17 protein-coding genes, 1 pseudogene and 1 riboswitch are annotated in these 17,953 nt (G+C 35.5%); of the genes and pseudogenes, 12 read left to right on the top strand and 6 right to left on the bottom strand.

The annotated features are described in order from the left end of the window. Positions 1-49 precede the first annotated feature (49 nt). The 3 genes from AC0OM3_RS18115 (at position 50) to AC0OM3_RS18105 (ending at position 2,187) form a co-directional block, all read left to right on the top strand. A complete protein-coding gene (locus tag AC0OM3_RS18115; protein ID WP_474212566.1) occupies positions 50-466 on the top strand; it encodes a histidinol dehydrogenase in 417 nt (138 codons plus the stop codon). Positions 467-566: 100 nt separating this feature from the next. After that, positions 567-1,490 (top strand): RluA family pseudouridine synthase, encoded by a 924-nt coding sequence (locus tag AC0OM3_RS18110; protein ID WP_046945121.1) that lies wholly within the window; start codon positions 567-569, stop codon positions 1,488-1,490. Between the two features lie 91 nt (positions 1,491-1,581). Continuing rightward, positions 1,582-2,187 (top strand): DUF1648 domain-containing protein, encoded by a 606-nt coding sequence (locus AC0OM3_RS18105; RefSeq protein WP_474212564.1) that lies wholly within the window; start codon positions 1,582-1,584, stop codon positions 2,185-2,187. Positions 2,188-2,227: 40 nt separating this feature from the next. Here AC0OM3_RS18105 and AC0OM3_RS18100 read toward each other — a convergent pair whose 3' ends face one another. The 4 genes from AC0OM3_RS18100 to AC0OM3_RS18085 form a co-directional block, all read right to left on the bottom strand. Continuing rightward, on the bottom strand, positions 2,228-3,055 hold the full coding sequence (locus AC0OM3_RS18100; protein WP_474212563.1) for a CAP domain-containing protein: 828 nt from the start codon (positions 3,053-3,055) through the stop codon (positions 2,228-2,230). 465 nt (positions 3,056-3,520) lie between these two features. Continuing rightward, the gene (locus AC0OM3_RS18095; RefSeq protein WP_046945120.1) at positions 3,521-4,849 is read right to left on the bottom strand and encodes a (Fe-S)-binding protein; all 1,329 of its coding nucleotides are present in this window, start codon (positions 4,847-4,849) and stop codon (positions 3,521-3,523) included. Next, the gene (gene glcD, locus AC0OM3_RS18090; RefSeq protein ID WP_474212561.1) at positions 4,846-6,258 is read right to left on the bottom strand and encodes a glycolate oxidase subunit GlcD; all 1,413 of its coding nucleotides are present in this window, start codon (positions 6,256-6,258) and stop codon (positions 4,846-4,848) included. Before glcD ends, AC0OM3_RS18095 begins: the two co-directional genes overlap by 4 nt. Before the next feature lie 117 nt (positions 6,259-6,375). Continuing rightward, positions 6,376-7,491, bottom strand: coding sequence for a CdaR family transcriptional regulator (locus tag AC0OM3_RS18085; protein WP_089149015.1), 1,116 nt, complete (start codon positions 7,489-7,491; stop codon positions 6,376-6,378). Positions 7,492-7,627: 136 nt separating this feature from the next. On the opposite strand from AC0OM3_RS18085, the gene AC0OM3_RS18080 reads away from it, so the two are divergent. The 9 genes and pseudogenes from AC0OM3_RS18080 to AC0OM3_RS18040 all read left to right on the top strand — a co-directional run bounded on the left by AC0OM3_RS18080 (position 7,628) and on the right by AC0OM3_RS18040 (position 15,785). After that, the gene (locus AC0OM3_RS18080; RefSeq protein WP_001234149.1) at positions 7,628-8,602 is read left to right on the top strand and encodes a YncE family protein; all 975 of its coding nucleotides are present in this window, start codon (positions 7,628-7,630) and stop codon (positions 8,600-8,602) included. Then, complete coding sequence (locus tag AC0OM3_RS18075; RefSeq protein ID WP_001046395.1) at positions 8,595-9,266, top strand: response regulator transcription factor; 672 nt, start codon at positions 8,595-8,597, stop codon at positions 9,264-9,266. The genes AC0OM3_RS18080 and AC0OM3_RS18075 overlap by 8 nt, the downstream gene beginning before the upstream one ends. Before the next feature lie 3 nt (positions 9,267-9,269). Continuing rightward, entirely contained in the window at positions 9,270-10,670 is a 1,401-nt protein-coding gene (locus tag AC0OM3_RS18070) for a sensor histidine kinase (protein ID WP_474212558.1), read from the top strand. Positions 10,671-10,897: 227 nt separating this feature from the next. Continuing rightward, on the top strand, positions 10,898-11,587 hold the full coding sequence (locus tag AC0OM3_RS18065; RefSeq protein WP_254904515.1) for a FadR/GntR family transcriptional regulator: 690 nt from the start codon (positions 10,898-10,900) through the stop codon (positions 11,585-11,587). 168 nt (positions 11,588-11,755) lie between these two features. After that, entirely contained in the window at positions 11,756-12,475 is a 720-nt protein-coding gene (locus tag AC0OM3_RS18060; RefSeq protein ID WP_000869148.1) for a (Fe-S)-binding protein, read from the top strand. 16 nt (positions 12,476-12,491) lie between these two features. Further along, positions 12,492-13,913, top strand: a complete 1,422-nt coding sequence (locus tag AC0OM3_RS18055) for a LutB/LldF family L-lactate oxidation iron-sulfur protein (RefSeq protein WP_000061927.1) — start codon at positions 12,492-12,494, stop codon at positions 13,911-13,913. Beyond that, positions 13,913-14,623, top strand: a complete 711-nt coding sequence (locus AC0OM3_RS18050; RefSeq protein WP_000147193.1) for a LutC/YkgG family protein — start codon at positions 13,913-13,915, stop codon at positions 14,621-14,623. The genes AC0OM3_RS18055 and AC0OM3_RS18050 overlap by 1 nt, the downstream gene beginning before the upstream one ends. A 113-nt stretch (positions 14,624-14,736) precedes the next feature. Further along, positions 14,737-15,459, top strand: a pseudogene (locus AC0OM3_RS18045) (prepilin peptidase). 14 nt (positions 15,460-15,473) lie between these two features. Continuing rightward, positions 15,474-15,785, top strand: a complete 312-nt coding sequence (locus AC0OM3_RS18040) for a cyclic-phosphate processing receiver domain-containing protein (protein ID WP_001103769.1) — start codon at positions 15,474-15,476, stop codon at positions 15,783-15,785. 27 nt (positions 15,786-15,812) lie between these two features. Here AC0OM3_RS18040 and AC0OM3_RS18035 read toward each other — a convergent pair whose 3' ends face one another. Together AC0OM3_RS18035 and AC0OM3_RS18030 are read right to left on the bottom strand one after the other, a co-directional pair. Beyond that, positions 15,813-16,664 carry a formate/nitrite transporter family protein gene (locus AC0OM3_RS18035; protein WP_000893022.1) on the bottom strand — a complete coding sequence of 284 codons (852 nt, stop codon included), beginning with the start codon at positions 16,662-16,664 and terminating at the stop codon, positions 15,813-15,815. A gap of 202 nt (positions 16,665-16,866) precedes the next feature. Then, positions 16,867-17,661, bottom strand: coding sequence for a TerC family protein (locus AC0OM3_RS18030; protein ID WP_000383326.1), 795 nt, complete (start codon positions 17,659-17,661; stop codon positions 16,867-16,869). Positions 17,662-17,743: 82 nt separating this feature from the next. After that, positions 17,744-17,918: riboswitch (yybP-ykoY riboswitch) on the bottom strand. Positions 17,919-17,953: the final 35 nt, after the last annotated feature.

Below are 17,953 nucleotides of genomic sequence, written 5' to 3'. Positions count from 1 at the left end.
TTGCAAATAGTATGTGATAAGAACATTACATAATAAGTAGGTGAAGGCAATGTTTCGTTATTTTAAGTTTAAGTTAAATGATACAGTACAGTTTGCCGAGAACGATGGGCATATGTATCGCATTGTCGGTTATCGGTTAGAAAAAGGATTTTATCCAAAAGATGAATGGACTCATATCATTTATGAACTACTTAGAGAATTTGACGGGTATACGATGGATGCAGAAGAGGAAGAACTTGTAAAGGTCGTTCAAGTAGAGGATGAGTATTACAAAATACAAGAAGTATCAGGTTATCGCTATCCAGTAAAAATGAAACAAAAACAACAAGTGATGAAAATAGAAAAGATGGACAATTTATTAGATGCTTACAATGATTATAAAAGGTTGGCGGATTTCTTTAAGGATTTATCGTATGAACAAAAAGCTGAAGAAGTATTGTTAGAAATGAAAAGACTTAGAGCTTGAGGGGCAGTCTATTATAAGACTGTCCTCTATTTTTGACGGTGCATCAAAGTGTGTTTTCCGTTACAATGAGAGAATCAATAGAAATAAGGTGATAAACAGTATGGAAACAAAGAAAAAGGGCGAATGGTGTGAAATTACCGTTCCAGCTAAATGGAATGGTATAAGTATTGAATCGGTATTAAAAGTAGAATGGGAAATACCGAAAAAGCTATTACATCAGCTTCGTATGGAAAAAGGTGTTACGGTTAACGGGGAACAAAGAAGATGGAATGAGCTTTTAAAAGAGAACGATAAGTTACAAGTCCATATGTTTGCGGAGGAAGAGTACGGTGTAGATCCAGAATATGGTGAATTACATGTAGTATACGAAGATAATCACGTACTTATCGTAAATAAACCAGAGCAAATGGACACACACCCTGCTGAAAAAGGTGGAACCGGGACGCTTGCAAATCTTGTTGCTTTTCATTTTCAAATGCAAGGTTTAGAGACGAGGGTGCGTCATATTCATCGTTTAGATAAAGATACGACAGGTGGTGTCGTGTTTGCTAAGCATAGAATTGCTGGTGCAATTATGGATCGTCTATTAATGGAAAGAAAAATTAAAAGAACGTATGCTGCGCTCGTTGAAGGGAAAGTAAAGAAGAAACAAGGAAAGATTGATGCTGCTATCGGAAGGGATCGCCATCATGCTACAAGGCGTCGTATTTCTCCAAAAGGTGACCAAGCTATCACATATTATAAAGTAGAAAAGTATTTTAAGAAGCAAAACACGACTTTTGTAACGTTACAATTAGAAACGGGTAGAACACATCAAATTCGTGTTCATATGAGTCATAATGGTAATCCACTAGTTGGGGATGTATTATATGGTGGACAAACAAAATATATGTCCAGTCAAGCATTACATGCGATGAAGATAAATTTCTTGCATCCAATTACGAAAGAAGCGATTGAAGTTGATGTGCCGTTTCCTGCAAAGTTAAATAATAAAATAAAAGAATTTCAAAAAGAAAATGCGTAAAGTATAAGTTTTAACTTGAAAAAAGTAGATTTTTGCAGGGATTTCTCTACAAGAAGCGAAGCCGTTAAGAGAAAAGAGAGGTGAGAATCACTTGATCAAATATAAGTATGTACTTGGAATATTTTTCGCTTGTCTTTTACTTACTCTATGTCTTTATCCCTATTTACCAAATCGTATGGCAGTACATTGGAATGTAAATGGTGAGCCAAACGAGTTTATGAGTAAACAAGTTGTTGTAGCATTTATTCCCTGTTTTATTATTTTTTTATATGGATTTTTGTATATTATTTCACATAATATATTTAAGTTTAATGAAAGAGAGCATGGTATTATAGGCGGATTTATAAAGAAAATTACGTTATTTATGTTGTTTATTCATATGCTTATCCTCTTTATTAATTTTGGGGATTTGATATCCTTTCAAACAGGATTAACGATTGGGATTAGTATGTTTCTTTTTATGCTGAGTAAAGAATTTAAGAAAATAAAAGGCAAAGAAAAAGACCCAATTAAATTACAAAAAATTCGTTTAGTGAGTAGACGGATTTTTCAAGTGATGGCATGTGGCATATTGTTTTCATTGTTTTTGAACTTAGAGTGGGGATTTTATGTATTGCTTAGTGTAATAAGCTGTGGATCTATGTTGTTTATGTTATATATTTTCTATTCATACATAATAGAAAGCTATGAAACTTAAAAAAGAGTCTTCTCATTATGAGAAGACTCTTTTAATCTATTTACTTCGTAAGAAATTGTTGTGTCCAGTAGTTGCCGCTTTCTACATAACCAACACCGATATGAGTGAAGCCGTTATTTAAGATGTTTGCACGGTGTCCAGCGCTGTTCATCCAAGCTTGTACTACTTCTTCAGGTGTACGTTGGCCTTGAGCGATGTTTTCACCTGCAGATGTATAAGAAATGCCAAATTTCTTCATCATGTCAAACGGAGACCCGTATGTAGGGCTGTTATGATCAAAGTAGTTGTTTTTTTGCATATCTTCAGACTTAATACGTGCTACTTTGCTTAATTCAGTATCGATTTTTAGTGCTGGTAAGCCTTGTTTTGCACGCTCAGCATTTGTTAATTCAACAACACGTTGTTCAAACTCGCTTAAAGATTTTGCTTCTTCAGCAGGCTTTTGCTCAGCAGGTTTTTGTTCAGTAGGTTTTTGAGTATTGTTGTTTTCAGCAGGTTTTTGAGCTTCTGGTTTTTGAACTTCTTCAGCAGGCTTTTGCTCAACTGGTTTTTGTTCAGCAGGCTTTTGAGTTTCTGGCTTAGCAGTTGGTTGCTCAGTTACAACATTTTCAGTAGGTTGTTGACCAGGAATGAAGCAGTTTGGTTGGAAGTTTCCTTGTTGCCATTGTGCTAATGATTCAACGCCCATAGATTGTAAGAATGCTTGTAATTCTTGTTGGCTCATTTGTTTCATCATCACTTTTGAATGCTGAATATTTTGAACCTTTAAGTTAGATGGTTGTACTGTTGCAGCTTGTGCATCTAGAGAAGATACTCCTAAAGTAAGAGCTGTTGCAGCAGCTACAGATAATAAAACACGCTTTTTCATGATGTGTGTCCCCCTATATAAAGTTTTAATTTGTTTTCACACGATTTGTTTTTGACAGCCTGTCTGACTGACAAATTCATCGTAGCATACAATTTGCGAGAAAAAAGATGGAAAAAAATTCATAGACTTTAAAATTACCTAATTTATCCTAAGAGAAGAAGGGAACAAAAATAAGAGAAATATAGAGTATAAAAGGAATTTATAGTGTTTTTATACTTGGTTTTAAGAGGGTATTTTTGGATAAAGTTACCTAAATAGAAAATGAAGAATCCTATTGTATCAATGGTTTGAGCGATTTTTTGAGGAATATAATGGATTGATTTTTACAAAACTGTAATGTTTCTGTTGTTCTTTTTTATAATAAAGTAACATATTTTTAATGTTGTAGCAGACAAAAAAGCGGCTATCTCTTTACATAGACGAAGGAGATAGCCGTTTTCCTATTATTACGTATGTTACGAGTTATTACGAGTTAGTTTCAATTGCTTCTAATAATAAATCCACAATGTGAATTCCTCTCATTTTATGAGAAAGCCCTTCTCGCTCAATGCCCAATTTCATTTGTAATAAACAACCTGGATTTGCAGTAACAATGGTTGCTGCGTCTGTTTCATGCACACGGTCCATTTTGTAATCTAGAAATGCCATTGATAACTCTGAATGAACAATATTGTAAATACCAGCAGAACCACAGCAACGGTCGGCATCTTTCATTTCACGGTATGTTGCACCTTGGATAGCCTCTAGTAACATACGAGGTTCAGAAGATGTGCGCATAACATTGCGTAAATGACAAGAGTCTTGATACGTAATAACTTGCGGCGTGAGTCGTAAGTCATTACGTTTATGGAAATCTAGTTCTACTAGAATAGCAGTAATATCTTTAATTTTAGAAATAAACTGCTTAGCACGTTCAGCCCAATCCGGATCATCCTTTAAAAGATAATCATAGTCTACGAGATAAGCTCCGCAACCACCTGCATTCGTAATAATATAGTCGATGTTTAAATCTTCGAATGCTTTTATATTTCGCTTTGCTAATTCTTTTGCTCCACTCTTTTCACCAGCATGCCCATGCAATGCACCGCAGCAACTTTGTGTTTTCGGAATAACGATATCACAACCAGCTAATTGAAGAAGTTTCATCGTTGCGTTATTTGTTTCTAAAAACATCGTATCCATTAAGCAGCCTGTGAAGAATGCAACTTGTTTTTTCTTTGTACTTTCTGCAGGTAAAAATGAAGGACGATCTTTCATCGCTTTCATTTTAGGGACTTTGGGTAAAACGAGATCCATCGTTGCAAGTGTTTCAGGGAATAACTTCATAATCCCTGTTTTATGTGTTAGCGTTTGTAAACCAGAACGTTGATAAAATCCGATTAGTCCAGTTAATGTTCTCATTCGATTTTGATGGGGGAATAATCCTTCAAAAACGACTTTTCGAACAGCTTTCACTGGCACTGAGAATTTTTTATTTTGATTAATAATATCACGAGCTTCTTCTAATAAATGTCCATAATTTACACCAGATGGACAAACAGGCTCACAAGCACGGCAACCAAGACAAACGTTTAATGTATTTTCAACATCTTCATCTGGTTCGATTAAACCATCAACGACTGCTTTCATTAATGCGATACGTCCGCGCGGTGAATGTGACTCTTTATATCCGGATTGAATGTAGGTAGGACAAGTAGGTAAACAAAAACCGCATCGCATACAGTTTAGTAATTCATCTTCACTTAATCGTTCTTTAAATTCTTTTTGAATATTTTCTTTATTTAATGTGGTCATCGCTCAACCACCACTCTTTTTCGAGTGTCTTTCGCGAACATTTTTCCAGGATTCATAATGTTATTTGGATCGAAAGCTTGCTTTATTCCTTGCATAGCTGCAATACCTTCTTTACCTAATTTCATTTCTAAATATGGAGCTTTCATTGCACCAACACCATGTTCACCAGTAATTGTGCCACCAAGTTCAATTGCTTTCGCAAATATTTCAGCAAAAGCTTGCTCAGCTCGGTGCATTTCTTCTGCATTACGAGCGTCTGTCATACAAGTTGGATGTAAATTACCATCACCAGCGTGTCCAAACGTACAAATAGGAATATTATATTTTTTTGCAATGGCATTAATAGCTTCAACCATAGGAGCGATTTGTGAACGTGGTACAGTTGCATCTTCTAATATTGTAGTAGGTTTTAGTCGTGCGAGCGCTGATAGAGCACTACGGCGAGCGGTACGAAGCGCATCTGCTTCTGTTTCATCTTTTGCAACGCGAACATCAACTGCATTCATAGAGCGGCAAACATTAACCATGTTTTCAATATCTCGATTGACTACTTCGGGCGGACCGTCTTGTTCGATTAATAAAATTGCTTTTACATCTGTAGGTAAACCGATTTGTGCAAACTCTTCTACTACTTCAATTGTCGGTTGGTCTAAAAACTCCAGTGTTGCTGGAATGATTTTATTTGCAATAATAGAAGAAACAGCACGTGCAGCTTCATTAATATCTTCATATAATGCAAGCATTGTTTTCTTTGTTTCAGGCATAGGAACAAGTTTTAATATAGCTTCTGTTACCACGCCAAGTGTTCCTTCAGAACCGATAAATAAACGAGTTAAATCGTAACCAGCTACATCTTTTGCTAATTTACCACCAGTGCGAATAATATCACCATTTGGTAAGACAAGTTCAAGCCCCATTACATAATCACGTGTTACGCCATATTTCAAACCGCGTAATCCACCTGAGTTTTCATTAATATTACCGCCGATTGTAGAAATTTTCATCGAGCTTGGATCTGGTGGATAAAATAAACCTTTTTCTTCTACCGCTTTAATAATATCAAGTGTAATGACACCAGCTTGTACAGTAATTGTTAAGTTTTCTTCATCAATTTCTAAAATATTGTTCATATGGCGGAAAATAAGGACGATACCGCCTTCAAGTGGACATGTTCCTGCGCAAAGATTTGTTCCAGACCCGCGCACATACACAGGAATTTTGTGAGTGTTACATACTTTTAACACTTCAGCTACTTCATTTGTATTACGAGGAGCAATGACTGCATCAGGCATTGCTTGGAAGTTTGGAGTAGCATCATAACTATAAGTTAAACGCCCCATATTGGATGTATCTACATTATCTTCGCCAACAATAGATACGAATGAATGAATAATTTGTTTTTCTAACATTGGAAATCCCCCTCAAACTGTTAACGTGTTTAGTTATAATAAACAACGTGGTAACAGTGCTTTCATTATAATGATAAAAAAGTTGAGGGATTCTTTCTATGTATAATCATCTAAAGATTAATCTATTTTATCGTTCTTTTTTATATGATTATCTAATAGGAGAAGTGCGAAGTATAAAACGTTTAAGTCTTTGAATTGTTTTGGATCAAGTCCTGTATGTTCTTCAATCTTTTTTAGCCTGTAATGTAATGTGTTAATGTGTATATGTAATTGTTTAGCCGTCTGTTTATAAGATTGGTTATAATCGATAAATAAGCGTAAAGTGTGCATAAGCTCAGGAAATGATAATAAGTTTTCGATGGTACGCTCTAGAAATTGTTCACGCGTTTCGGCAGAAATATCTTGTAAACACATTTCTAAACGTAAATCTTCATTAAATACAATTTTTTTCGTTTCCAATGATACAGAAAGAGCGCGTAATGCTTGTTCGTAACATATGCTCATATTGTTTGAGGTAACTGTTTGTCCAATCCCTATATATAAAGGAATAGAAAATAAAGTTTCGCAGTCTTGTTTTAATCGTTTTAAAAATTGATAAGTTTGCTCTTTGGAGCTCATTGCTGTAAATAAAATAAAACGATCATTTCCCCAGCGAACAAATAGATGCTCTTTTGTTAAAATATTACGTATGTGTTGCCATATTTTACGCTGGAGCATCGTGTCATTTTTGCCAATAGAAAACAAAATAAGTTGTTTTTTCTTATATAAATCAATGCCAAGTGTTTTTGCGCGATCAAGAAAACTCGGGGACCACTCTGTATTTTGAAGCCAATCAAAGACAAAAGCTTCATAAGAACGGTGCTCAAGTTCTAGTTGCTCTAAAAAGTAGTTTTCATGAATTAATAATTCGGTCATCTTACGCAATATTTCTCCGTAGCGTGAAATGTTTTCAGGTTCTCCTGTAATCCCAATGACACCAATTACTTCATCATGAAATAATAAAGGAAGATTCATCCCAGCCTTTACACCTTGCAATCGCCTTTCATCTTCTTTTGTAATGATGACGGTTTTCTTTTGTTTGGCGCAGCGGAGTGCACCTTCATGAAATTGTCCAATTCTTTCTGTATCTGTACTTGCGATAATAACGCCTTCTATATTAATGATAATTATATTTTCTGTAATTAGTCTGCGTACTTCTCGTACAATTTTATTCGCTAAATCAGGAAATAGCATAATTGACACACCTCAAATTCTATTTGTTGTACATTATATATGTAAATTGAGTAAGAAAGGGAAATTTCACACTTTCCACACATTTATTTGTTATTTTACAATTATAACGAAATCATCTGAAGATGGAGGGAATCTTTTGAGAAAGTATGTTTTTCTTCTCTGTTTTTTATTTCTATTAGTAGGGTGTCAAGGAAGTTCATATACACCAATTGCTAAAGATAAAAATGTTATTATAACTACGAATATAAAAGAAGGCAGTATTAGTTTTATTGATAAAAAGGATAAAAAGTTAATTACGACATGGGAACTAAATGAGCCAATGGCCGGAATCACACTGCTTCCAAATGGCGATGAAATACTTGTATACGGTAAGCAATTAGAATATATGTATGTATATTCACTAGCGGAAGGAAGGCAAGTGGAAAAATATAAAACTGGAAAGGGCATTGTAAATGTGGTCGTATCAGCAGATAAAAAACAATTATTTGCTGCTGATCAAAATGTTCAAAAGGTAAGATTCTTTACGATAAATGGGAAAGAGACAGGAAATGTTTCAACAGGAAAAGGGCCTATAACGATGGTAGAGTATCAGAATCGGTTATCTGTACTAAACTTTTATGATACGAAACTAACGACAATTGATACGAAGAAAAAAGAAGTTGTTCAATCCTTTATGATTCCGCCAGCATCAACAGGAGCGACGATTAGTCCTGATGGGAAAGAAATATGGATTGGCGGACATGGTGATGGAAATCAAGTAAATGAGAAAGTGTTAGTGTATTCTTTACAGAGTGGAGAAATGGTGCGTTCTTTACACGCTCCATTTATGCCTGTGAATATAACGAAGGATAGTAAGTACGTATATGCACTCAGTCATGGGTCGAATACACTTAGAAAGTTTGATGTTAGCACATATAAAGAAATAGCTTCTGTAGAAGTAGGGTCGAATCCATTTGCATTTTTGGAGAGCGGAGCAGAAGGGTATGTAGCCAGTTATGATAGTGATGAAGTGTGCGTTATGGATATGAAGAATTTGAAAATAAAACAAACAATTAAAGTCGGAAAAGGACCGTTTCAACTCATAGAGAGGGAAGGGAAGGACAATGAATAAATATAGAGTGCTAGTTGTAGATGATGAAAGTGATATGAGGCAGCTTGTTGGAATGTATTTGGATAACTTTGGATATGAGTGGGGAGAAGCTGAAAATGGAAAAGAGGCTCTTAAAAAGCTAGAAACGGATCATTATGATTTCGTTGTATTAGATATAATGATGCCAGAAATGGATGGACTTTCAGTTTGTAAAGAAATTAGAAAAACGTCAGATGTGCCGATTATATTTTTAACTGCAAAAGGTGAAGAGTGGAATAGGGTGAACGGCTTACGTATGGGAGCAGATGACTATATTGTAAAACCGTTTAGTCCTGGTGAATTGGTTGCCCGTATGGAAGCTGTGCTAAGAAGATATACAAAGCAAGAACAGCAAGAAGAGATTCAATTTGGACCAATTCTTATCAATGAAAAAAGTAGACGAATCGAGGCGGATGGTGAATTGATTTCTCTTACTGTAAAAGAGTTTGATTTACTATATTTTCTTTGCCAGCATACAGGACAAGTGTTTAGCCGGGAGCAATTACTTGAAAAGGTATGGGGATATGATTATGCCGGAAGTACAAGAACAGTAGATACGCATGTGAAAACGATGCGCTTGAAGCTTGGAGAAAGTGGAAACTACATTCAAACTGTTTGGGGTGTAGGCTATAAATTCGAGGTGTAACGTATGTTTACGATGGTACAAAAACTTTGGCTTACAGTAGTATGTGCAGTATGTGTAACAGTGTCCTTTCTTTATTTCGTATCTTTATACTCGTATGAAAAATTATACGTTGATAATTTAAAAGCTTCGTTAGTAATGGAAGGAAAAAGTCTTGCTGCTCAATATGATAGGCGTGAAGGAATATCAACTTTTGAAGAGAAAGTAAGATCGTTTGATCAAATATCTAGTTCAGACGTTATTTTTGTGTCTAATCCGCGTGACTTAAGCGCATGTTTGCCTTTTGATGTGCATCACCATTCTCTTATAAGTGAAGGAGATAGGCAAACGCTATTAGATGGGAAAACTGTGACAAAAATAGGATATGAAGAACATTTTGACCGTAATATTATGGGGGTTGTCATTCCTGTATTGGAAAATAAAAAATTAGTCGGAATTGTCTATTCGTATATTCCTTTAAAAAGTATAAAAGATTTAATCTATGATATGGGTCTTATTTTAGCACCGTTAGCAATTGCTATGATTTTAATTACGATATGGGTTGGAAGAAAAATTATAATTGCAATTACGAAGCCACTTTCGCAAATGGAGCGGGTTGCAAATCATTTGGCTACGGGAGATTTCTCGGAGCGGATTACAGTTTCTTCAGAGGATGAAATTGGACGATTAGGAAAAGCATTTAATAAAATGGCAAATTCATTAGAAACAGAAGATGTAAAGCGTAAGGAATTTTTAGCAAATGTTTCGCATGAACTTAGAACACCACTTAGTTATATAAAAGGGTATAGCGAGGCTATTTTAGATGGTGTTGCAAAGGGACCGCAGCAGGAAAAAGTAACGCAGCTAATTCATAAAGAAGCAGGTCGTATGCAGCGTCTCGTTCATGACTTGTTAGACTTAGCACAATTAGAAGGCGAGCACTTTCCGTTAAAGAAGCAACCTATCGTTTTTTCACAGCTGATTGAAGACGTATTAGATACGTATGAGATTAAGTTTATAGAAAAGGAAATTCATATTTCAACCAATTTAAATCCAGAGGTCATTGTCATGATTGATGAGGATCGTATGCAACAAGTGCTTCATAATGTGTTAGATAATGCGATACGGTATACAAATCAAAAAGGAAATATCGTTATAACTTTAGAGCAAATCTATGATTACTGTGAATTAAAAATACAAGATACAGGAATTGGCATTGATATAGAACATTTGGAAAACCTTGGGAAACGCTTTTACCGAGTTGATAAAGCGAGAAGTCGTCAACACGGTGGAACAGGTTTAGGCCTTGCTATTGTGAAACAAATTGTTCATATACATGGTGGACAGTGGCAAATTGAAAGTGAAAAAGATAAGGGAACAACGGTTAGTATTAAACTGAATGTACAGGATGAGGGGGGCATGTTCTAATTTTTAGGACATGTTCTTTATATTGAAGGAAATATTTATACATAAAAATATAAATTAATATGTAATAAATATCGAAAATTTGACTATTTTATGAACAAAACATTTGTACTTCTTATCAATTCGGTCTAAAATAGTTATGATGCAAAGTTTTTATAAATCGTTTCAATTGTTGTTTGGAAGATACTGAGGTGATTTAACTGGAGTACAAATCTATTAAACCGAAAAAAATTTACGAAGAAGTATCTGAAGCTATTTTAACAATGATTAAAAATGGTACGTTAAAACCTGGTGACAAACTACTCCCTGTGCATCAATTAGCTGAGCAGTTTCAAGTTGGCAGATCTGCTGTTCGTGAAGCGCTAAGTGCGCTAAGAGCGATGGGCTTAATTGAGATGAAACAAGGAGAAGGTACATATGTGAAGAACTTCGATTCTTCTTCATTAACGAAATCATTAAACAATAGATTATTAATGAAGAAAGAAGATATTTTGAATTTATTAGAAGTACGAAAGGTGCTTGAAGTGGGGGCAGTTCGAGTAGCGGCGGCAAAACGTACGGAAGATAATTTACAAAATATGAAACATTGGTTAGATGAAATGGCAAAGAGCATTGGAGATGAAAAGGCTGGCGAAAAAGCCGATTTTCAATTTCATATGGGAATTGCAGAGTCTTCGCATAATAACATTTTGCTTGAACTCATGAATCATGTTTCAGAGATGATTGCTGAAACAATTGGTGAATCAAGACGCATTATTTTATATGGTGAACAAACGACATCAGAACGACTTATAGAAGAGCATCAAGTTATATATGATGCGGTGTTAAAACAAGATGTAGAATTAGCGCAGCAAGCAATGCTAGATCATTTAACAAATGTAGAACATATTGTCACAGGTAAAAACGATATAAATTCGTAATTTAATCTTTTAAAAATTTAATTTTCTGATAAAATAGAGAAAGATTAAGTAAGCGTTTTCTTTAGAAGAGGGAGAGGATAGGCCATGGTTGAGCCTATTTCTTCTCTACTAAGTCATCTGATGACCATATGTTTGTTGGTGAAGTTGTAAAAAGGGGGAGTAATAGTTATGAAAGTTACTTTATTTGTTACTTGTTTAGTCGATATGTTTGAAACAAATGTCGGCAAAGCAACAGTTGAAGTGTTGGAGCGTTTAGGTTGTGAAATTGAATTTCCAGAAGCACAAGTTTGTTGTGGGCAGCCTGCTTATAATAGCGGCCATGTAGAAGCAGCAAAAGAAGCGATGAAACATATGATTGAAACTTTCGAAGATGCAGAATATATTGTTACGCCATCTGGTTCTTGTGCGACAATGTTTCATGAGTATCCGCATGTTTTCAAAGATGATCCAAAGTGGGCTAAACGTGCACAAAAAGTTGCTGATAAAACTTATGAATTTACACAGTTTATTGTAGATGTTTTAAAAGTTACAGATGTTGGTGCAAGTTTACCAGGGATAGCTACTATTCATAAATCATGTCATATGACGCGTATGCTTGGAGTAAAAGAAGCACCAGGAATTTTATTATCAAATGTAAAAGGATTAACTGTGAGAGATTTGCCAAACGTGCAAAATTGTTGCGGGTTTGGGGGAACGTTTTCAGTTAAGATGACTCCAATTTCTGAGCAAATGGTAGACGAAAAAGTAGATAGTGTCATGGAAACAGGTGCAGATTATTTAATCGGTGCAGATTGTGGGTGTTTGTTAAACATTGGCGGACGTATTGAGCGTTTAGGAAAAGAAGTAAAAGTAATGCATATTGCTGAGGTACTGAATAGTCGCTCATGAAGGGGGAACATAAGCTATGTCTATGAAAATCAGTGAGAAAAAATTTAATGATCGCGTTGGTGATGGAATTCAAGATTCGTTTATGCGCGGAGCAGTATCTTCTGCACAAACGCGTTTATATACGAATCGCTTAAAAGCTGCAGATGAATTAGGAAACTGGGAAGAGTGGCGTGAATTAGGTGAACAAATTCGTCAACATACGTTAGAAAATCTGGATTATTACTTAATGCAGTTAAGTGAAAATGTATCAAAAAGAGGCGGACACGTGTACTTTGCGAAGACGAAAGAGGAAGCTGCAAAGTATATTCAAGATGTTGCCAAAAAGAAACAAGCGAAAAAAGTAGTAAAATCAAAGTCGATGGTAACAGAAGAAATCAGTATGAACCATGCGCTTGAAGAGATTGGCTGTGAAGTGTTAGAGAGTGACTTAGGAGAGTATATCTTGCAAGTAGATAACGATCCACCTTCACATATTATTGCACCTGCACTTCATAAAAATAGAACGCAAATTCGCGATGTATTTAAAGAAAAGTTAGGCTATGAAAATTCTGATGACCCGTATGAAATGACAAAGTTTGTTCGTAAACAACTTCGTGAGAAATTTATGGATGCAGAAATTGGTGTAACTGGTTGTAACTTTGCTGTTGCAAATACTGGCTCTCTTTGTTTAGTAACGAATGAAGGTAATGCCGATCTTGTCATGTCGATTCCGAAAACACAAATTGCAGTAATGGGTATGGAACGTATGGTTCCTACAATGGAAGAATTAGATGTTTTAGTTGGTTTACTATGTCGTAGTGCAGTAGGTCAAAAGTTAACAAGTTATGTAACGGTAGCGGGACCAATTCAAGAAGAGGAAGTAGATGGCCCAGAAGAATTCCACTTAGTTGTGGTCGATAATGGTCGTTCTCAAATTCTTGGATCTGAATTCCGCCAAGTATTGCAATGTATTCGTTGTGCTGCTTGTGTTAACGTATGCCCTGTATATCGTCATGTTGGTGGACATTCATATGGTTCTATATACTCAGGACCAATTGGTGCGGTATTAACACCACTTTTAGGTGGATATGATGATTACAAAGAGCTTCCTTATGCCTCTAGTTTATGCGGAGCATGTACAGAAGCTTGTCCAGTAAAAATTCCATTGCATGATTTATTATTAAAACATCGTCAAGTTATCGTTGAGCAAGAAGGACGTGCTCCACTTGCAGAAAAATTAGCAATGAAAATGTTTAGTATGGGTGCATCTTCAGCAGCTTTATATAAAATGGGATCAAAAATGGCGCCAGCAGCAATGAGTCCATTTACATCTGGTAACCGTGTATCAAAAGGTGTTGGGCCACTTAAAAACTGGACAGATATTCGTGAATTCCCAGCTCCAAGTAAAGAACGATTCCGTGATTGGTATAAAGATCATAAGAAAGGTGGGGACAAATAATGACAGGATTAATTCAAAACCGTGATGCCTTTCTAGATAACATTGCAAAAGAACTTGGGCGCGCTCGTAAAACAGAAGGTGTAGAGCGTCCAGTATGGAAAAGTAATGTGAATATAGAAACGTTAAAAGATTATTCACAAGAAGAATTACTAGAAGTGTTTAAAAAGCAATGTACAAACATTCATACAACTGTAGTAGAAACGACAAATGACAGTTTAGGTGAAGACCTTCAAAAAGTAATTATGGAAAACGGCGGGGGACCTATTTTATTATCAGCAGATGAGCGTTTTGATGCATATGGTTTAACATCTTTATTTCAAGAAGAACTTCCAAAGCGAGACGTTGAAGTGAACGTATGGGATCCAGAGAGAAAAGACGAAAATATGCGTTTAGCTGAAAAAGCGAATATTGGTATTGCATTTAGTGATTATACATTAGCTGAATCTGGTACAATTGTTGTACAAAGTCATAAAGGGCAAGGACGTTCTTTACACTTTTTACCGACTGTATATTTTGCTATTATTCCACGTGAAACACTTGTGCCTCGTATTACACAAGCAGTTCAGGATATGAATTCACGCGTAGAAAATGGGGAGACAGCGGCATCTTGTATTAACTTTATTACAGGACCAAGTAACTCGGCTGACATTGAGATGAATCTTGTTGTCGGAGTACATGGACCATTAAAAGCAGTATATTTCATCGTATAAAAGAGGGGAAAGCAGGCCAGAAAATGGCCTGCTTTTTTAGTAGAATAAAGGATAATATGAAGTAGAAGTTCTCTCCTTTTTTTGCTATGTTTTTTGGGAAAGGAGAGGAAGGGATGTTCACTTATTTATATGCACTGTTAGCAGGGATGGTGTTTGGTTCTTTTTTTATGCTAGTTGCGATGAGGGTTCCATTAGGTGTTTCTATTATTACCCCGCGTTCACATTGTGATTATTGCAAATATGTGCTAAGGACAAAAGAACTAATCCCCATCATTTCATTTTATATACAAAGAGGCTATTGTACGAATTGTAAGAGGAAAATTCCAATTATGTATGTAACATTTGAATATATAACAGGAGGTATATTTCTTCTTACAGTTTATATGATTGGAATAGAACGAGAGCTTATTATCATTTTATCCCTTTTTTAGCTACTTCTTATTATTTCAGTTACAGATTACTTATATATGTTAATTCCTGATTGTATTTTAATTTCGTTTGCCGTTTTACTCATTCTCGAAAGTGTTTTTGTACAATTAGTTACTTGGACAGATAGTATAGCTGGTAGTGGTGTTATATTTATTTTGTTATATTGCATGCAAAAGATATATCCAGAAGGGCTTGGCGGAGGAGATATAAAACTGCTTTCGTTACTTGGTTTTATAGTAGGAGTGAAGGGAGTTTTTATCGTTTTATTTTTAGCATCTTGTTTTAGTCTTTGTTTTTTGGGGATTGGTATCGGATTAAAACGTATAGAAGTACGAAAGCCAATTCCATTTGGTCCTTTTATTAGTCTTGGGGCAATGTGTTATGTATTAGCCGCTTATTCAAATTAGAGAGTGAATCGAAAATGAACGTATATATGGATGATCAAAGAAGTTGCCCGTTCGGGTATGTGTCCGCAACTACAGTAGAATGTGCCTTGCAAATGGTTCGGGATTATGATGTGAATATTCTTTCCCTTGATTATAATATGGGCTGGGGAGCAAAAAATGGACTAGATTTTGTAGAAGCTTTTTGTACAGAGGGATTATATGTAAATGAAATTCACCTTCATACGAATGATGTCATCGGTATGCATAAGATGAAACAGAGAATGGATAAGGGAAAGGAAGAAGGAGAAATTAATCCTCACCTTTTAGTTAAATACGTGGGAAGCTAAAAACTCCAAAGTAAAACTTTGGAGTTTTTAATGTTTCATATGTGCTTGTAAAGGAATAATCTCTTCTTGTTGAGCTGTTGCGATTTCAGTTTTTTCCTGTTGAACGTCAGGTGTTTTCTTTGTTAAGTAGTGGTATACCATACCGACAAATACTGATCCACCAATAATGTTACCGATTGTAACAGGAATTAAGTTATGAATAGCACCTGAAAAAGAAATTGTCTCAGGATGCGGTGAAACTAAAGATAAAGCAAAGAGTGATAAGTTTGCAATACTATGTTCGTAGCCAGATAAGAAGAATGTGAAAACAAGTAGCATCATGACCATTATTTTTGCTGTGTCACCTTTAACCTGAGAAGGTAAGAAACAAGCAAGACATACGAGCCAGTTACATAAAATAGCTTTAAAGAATAACTGCATCGTAGGTGTGTTCATCTTTCCTTCAACGACTTTACTCATTAAGTGACCGTGATCAATTGCTTCGAAAATTCCAGTTGCGTAAAATAGTAAGGCAAAGAATAACGCGCCGGCTAAGTTACCTGCATAACAAGCAACCCAGTTACGAAGTGTATCAGAAATCGTTGTTTCTTTTCTTAAAGTTGCTACAGTAAAGTACATTGTGTTTCCAGTAAACAATTCAGCACCGCCATATATAATAAGTACGAGAGCAATCCCGAAAAACATAGAAGCAGCTAAATACGTTGCTGGTGAATCTGCAATGTGAAAAAAGTTACCTAATTTAAAACATAGTACAATAATAAAACCGATATAAATACCCGCAAGTGCAGCACGAATGAAATATTGCATTGGGTTTGTATCTAGTATTTTCTTTTTGTTTTTAGCCAGTTTGACAACATAATCTAGTCCTTGTTCTAGCATGAGTAATACGCTCCTTTAGTAAATCTTCTATAAATACTCCTTATATGAATAAAGTACATGGAATTGTTCTCACTTTCAATAAGTTTGTGCAATGTTTCACAAAAAGGACATACATACATTAAGAAAACGTTTACAAAAGGTAGTATAATGGAATTTTTTCTGGACATTGAGAGGAAGAACGGAAAAAGAAAAAGCGCTGTAATTACAGCGCTTTTTCGTCTAAATTCTTTTCTACTTTTACTTCTACTTCTTTTGAGAAGAACCAACCACCAACTGCGATTCCGACTAATACAATCCAGAATGTAAGCTTCCACGGAGTGGATTCTGGGAATGAATGTGGTATTACATTTAATGCAGGGTGTGCTAATGTATAAACTGCTAGCTTCACACCAACCCAACCTACAATTAAGAATGCTGCAGTTTCAAGTCCTGGTTTACGTTTTAAAATCTGTACGAAAGCAGTTGCTGCAAATCGCATAATGATTAATCCGATAAGTCCACCTACAAAGATAACAACGAATTGCCCAGTATCAAGACTACCAATTGTACCTAATCCTGTTTTTGGTAAAGTCATTGCTAGTGCAACAGCAGCTAAAATTGAATCAACTGCGAAGGCGATATCAGCAACCTCAACTTTAAATACAGTCCACCAAAAGTTCTCTTGTTTTTTCTTTGCTTCTTTTTCTTCTGTTTCTTCATCTGTATTCTTTTTAACATATGTTTTAAATAAGTGATTACCAGCGATAAACATAAGGTAGATGGCACCGATTGCTTGCACTTGCCATACATCGACTAAGAACGAAATCATAAATAACGATCCAAATCGGAAAACAAATGCCCCCGCTAATCCATAAAATAGTGCTTTCTTTCGTTTTTCTTCTGGTAAATGTTTTACCATAATTGCAAGAACAAGAGCGTTATCAGCCGCTAAAATCCCTTCAAGTGCAATTAGGATGAGTAATACCCAACCATACTCCAATAATAATGATACATCCATGTACATTCTCCTCTCATTTCTATAAGTTCTAAATAAGTGAAGAATTTCCCCACTATTTAGTTTCCCCATACTCCTGCCTATTAACTTTGGAAGAATCTGGAAATGAATACAAAAAAGACCTCTGCCGTTAATAGGCAAAGGTCTTGCTAGACATATGTAATAAAAAATGCCAACAAAGCCGGAAGAACTAAGTTCTACGTAATGACGACTTTGTTTCCAAGAAATATTCTTGGACGCTACTCCCCTTTGGAGATATGTTATTGTATTCTCATTATATGGATAATTTATACGG

The organism is Bacillus sp. FAU20 (genome assembly GCF_056033865.1).
The sequence above is the reverse complement of the archived record's forward strand: the minus strand, read 5'-3'. Positions and strand labels throughout refer to the sequence as shown.